Genomic DNA, 3,540 nt, shown 5'->3' on the forward strand with positions numbered 1-3,540 from the left:
GGTGATGACGGCCTTCTGCACCAGCTCCTCGAGCGAATGGACTTTGTACTTGACCTTTGCGAGCCACATCGCCGTGTGCAGATCGCGCAGCCCGCCTTCACCCTCCTTGATCTGCGGCTCGAGCAGGTAGATCGAATCGCCATACTGGGCGTGGCGTTTGCGGCTTTCCTCGAGCTTGGTGGCGAAGAACTTGTCCTGGTTGCGATTGAGGACGTCAGCGATAAGCAGCTTGTCGAGATCGGCGTAAAGCTTTTCGTCGCCGCACAAAAAGCGCGCGTCGAGGATCGCGGTTTTTTCCTTCAGGTCCTCGTTGGCGAGCCGCACGCATTCCTTGGCCGTGCGAACCCCGTGCCCGACTATCAAGCCCGCGTCCCACAGCGCGTGCAATATTATTTCGGTGACAATTTCCGCGTACGGGCCGCGTTTGTAATCGTGCAGAAACAGCAGATCGACATCGGATTGCGGATTCAGCTCGCCGCGTCCGTAACCGCCGCGCGCAACCACCGCAATCTTTTGGTTGAGCTTGGGCGAGCGCCGCCCGTGTTCCGCGTCCGCGTAATGGAAGAGGGCACGCAACAGATCGTCCATCGCCGACGTCAGCGCGGCGACTATTTCGCTGCCGCTCGCACCGGCGAAGTGTCGCTCGGCCAGCTCGGCGCGGACCGATTCGAGATAGGCGCGCGCATTGATGCCGGGAGTTTTGCTCGCGACGAATTGCGCGAGCAACGCGTCCTGGCCGCGCGGCGAAGATCCAGTAGATGCGACGGGGTCGGCGCGATTCGCGCCCGTCACGACGCTCACAAATTTCCCGCCGCCACGTCGGCGTCGAAGTAGTCCGCGACTGCGGTCGCGGTCGCGCGTGCGAGCACGTCCTGATATTGGGGCGATTGCAGCCGTGTGGCTTCGGCGGCGTTCGACATGAAACCGCACTCGACCAGCACGGCCGGCATATGCGCGCCGACCAGCACGTAAAATGGTCCCATCTTCGCTCCCAGCGCGTTCACGTTCAGTCCAAGTCCGGCATCGAGATCGGCGACCGTCTGCGCGTCGATCAGCCTGGCCAGAGAAGCCGCCTCCGACGCCTTATAGTTCTGACGCAGGTCGGTCAGGATGTAGTTTAAGTTGGAGGCATCCTGCGCGCCATAGCCGTCGACGCCGCTGTTCTCCATTCGCGCCAGCCGGATCGTCGCGCGGTCGGTGGTGTTGTTCAGGTAATAGACTTCGATTCCCGTGGTGTCGGTGTTCGGACTCGAATTGAGATGCACCGAGACGAACAAGTCCGCGCCTGCGCTGTTCGCAATTCGGGTGCGCTCGGCGAGGCTGATAAAGACATCGGTCGATCGCGTCAGCTCGGCGCGAATGCCGCGGGCTTCCAGAGCCGTCTTCAGGCGCATCGCAATTTGCAGCGCGAGGTCCTTCTCCGTGACGCCGGCAGACGACTCCGTGCCAGGATCGTAGCCGCCGTGACCGGGATCGATCATCACGAGAAAACGACCCGGTTGACGATTGTCTTCATTCGAGGCGACGGGCACGGGCGCGATCGGCGGCGCGAGAGAAACGGGATGCGGATTCTCCGCCGGTGCGAATGCAACGGGACGCGCGATCGGTGGAGCAGGGCGGCGCGGAGCGTCGTTGTGAACGATAATCGGAGCAGCGATGTTCGGATTGGCGCCGGTTGCTGCGACCCGCAATACGATTTCGTTTCTGTCGCGGAGCCGCGCGATCGCGTAGTCCGATTTACCGGTCACCTCGACGACGATTCGCGACCCGCTGTCCGACTGGATCGCTCGGACGCTCACGATCGGCGCTGTCTCATAGCCAAACAACGGTCGCGGCGGAACCGCAACGCGTGTGCGCGGCAGCGTAATCCACAGTTCACTGCCATGCGTGGTGAGATCGAATCGTGGGACGGGCGCGCTAAATCCAAAATGGAGTTCGAGAGTAGCCCCGCGATGCTCAATCCGCGCAGAGGTCAAAACTGAGGTGGGAACACTCGCGCGTGCGAAAGCAGGCGTCGCACAAATCGCCGCCGTCGCGACCGCCACCGCCATCAATTTCCGCATCACCCCAGCCTATCCACAGCATCCAAGGATAGCCCCCGCTAGAAGCGATCGCCACAACCCTGGCTGCCGGAGCAGGTGATGCCAGCCGGTTCTATCGCTCCTGCTCGTTTGCGATCAGCCGATCAACCGCGCGCCGGGCGTGAATCCGTGCGGCATCGCCGTGAATTTCGACCAGCGGCCCGTCGGGAAGCTCGAGCAGGCGCTCTTGCTGTGCTTCGAGAACCGCCTTGTCCTGTTCGAAAGTCCTGGCGATTTCGTCAAATAGCTGGCGTGTCGCGCTGGGGTCATCCCGGCTGTAGCCATTTGCGGATGACCAGAAATAATAGCTGCTGTTCTCGGTTTCAGGCGTGATGCCGTGGAATAGCCTGAACGAGAAACAGTTTTCGCGGGGCCTATCGTATTTCCAATCGCGCAACACACCTGTCCCCGCATCGATCGCGCCGTTCCATTGGAGCACCGCGTTGGCGCGACGAATTCGATCTCCTGCCATCGATCCACCTTGCCTTTGAAACCGACCGCTTTGACGTAAGTCGGTGGTGGCACCGAGTCGAGCATCCAGCGCTCGAATCTCACTCCGTTGCGCGTGCGCACGGTGCGCATTTTTGCTTCCACGTGAGTAGTTGCGTCACCGCCGACTGTGCCCTTATGCACGTAGCCCAGATGCGAAAGATCCATCAGGTTGTCCAACACCAGCAAGGAGCCGCTGCGTAAATGCATCACTGTGTGCTGATGCGGCCAATTTCGGGAATCGTTGTGGTAAGGGAAGTCGATCAACAGCGAGCGATCCGCCTGTTCGGGCTTCCCCATCCATATCCAAATGAAGGCGTCGCGCTCGACGACCGGATAAGTGCGGACCTGCGCGCCCGGCGGCACCTTATGATCTCCCGGCACCAGCACGCATTGTCCCGCGGAATCGAAGACCAGACCGTGATACCCGCATTGGATTCCGCGCGGAACGACCTCGCCCAACGACAGCGGCGCGCCGCGATGGCAGCAGCGGTCCTGGAGCGCGGCGATTGCTCCCGAGGAATCCCTGCACAGCACGACCGGCTCGCCAAGAATCCGCCGGCCAAGCGGCGACTGTGCGACCTCGTCAGACCACGCAGCTATGTACCAGGCATTACGGACAAACATCGGCGCCCCCATGGTCTCCTACTCATCGTTTCGACTCGCACTTTTTATAGTACATGTACCTTAAAATTTACACGCGCCTCAGGAGCCGGGATTCTTCGCTTCGCTCTGAATGACACAGGAAAAGGTACCCTTGCTACTTCTCCTGCTTGAGGCGGGCGGCGAGGCGGGCGAGGGCGTTTAGCGCGTCCATCGGGGTCATTCGCTCGATGTCTAGCGAGCGTAGTTCATCGACGACGCGTTCCTCTTTCGGTGAGAACAGGCCGAGCTGTGGCGCGGGAGCCTTGGCGCGCCGATCGCGAGCGATTCGCGGCATCCCGGCTTCGTCCAGTTCGCCTTGCTCGAG

The 3,540-nt window shown here is 61.4% G+C and carries 4 protein-coding genes and 1 pseudogene; all 5 read right to left on the minus strand.

Annotation, left to right across the window (positions count from 1 at the left end):
• Positions 1-801 (minus strand): nucleotidyltransferase domain-containing protein (locus tag VIW95_RS14125; RefSeq protein ID WP_331587615.1); only part of this gene is annotated, 801 nt, incomplete at its 3' end.
• Positions 798-1,799 carry an N-acetylmuramoyl-L-alanine amidase gene (locus tag VIW95_RS14130; RefSeq protein ID WP_331587617.1) on the minus strand — a complete coding sequence of 334 codons (1,002 nt, stop codon included), beginning with the start codon at positions 1,797-1,799 and terminating at the stop codon, positions 798-800. The genes VIW95_RS14130 and VIW95_RS14125, both read right to left, overlap by 4 nt.
• 355 nt (positions 1,800-2,154) lie before the next feature.
• Positions 2,155-2,553 carry a hypothetical protein gene (locus VIW95_RS17530; RefSeq protein WP_349259327.1) on the minus strand — a complete coding sequence of 133 codons (399 nt, stop codon included), beginning with the start codon at positions 2,551-2,553 and terminating at the stop codon, positions 2,155-2,157.
• A gap of 5 nt (positions 2,554-2,558) precedes the next feature.
• A pseudogene (locus VIW95_RS17535) lies at positions 2,559-3,209 on the minus strand (Rieske 2Fe-2S domain-containing protein); the annotation flags it as partial.
• Positions 3,210-3,330: 121 nt separating this feature from the next.
• Positions 3,331-3,540: hypothetical protein (locus VIW95_RS14140; protein ID WP_331587621.1), on the minus strand; the 210-nt coding region annotated here is incomplete at its 5' end.

The organism is Binatus sp. (SeqCode) (assembly GCF_036522015.1).
GTDB lineage: Bacteria > Desulfobacterota > Binatia > Binatales > Binataceae > Binatus.

Excerpts from the sequence above, each read along its gene's own strand:
- VIW95_RS17530 (WP_349259327.1), bottom strand. The coding sequence starts at position 2,553 with ATGGCAGGAGATCGAATTCGTCGCGCCAACGCGGTGCTCCAATGGAAC.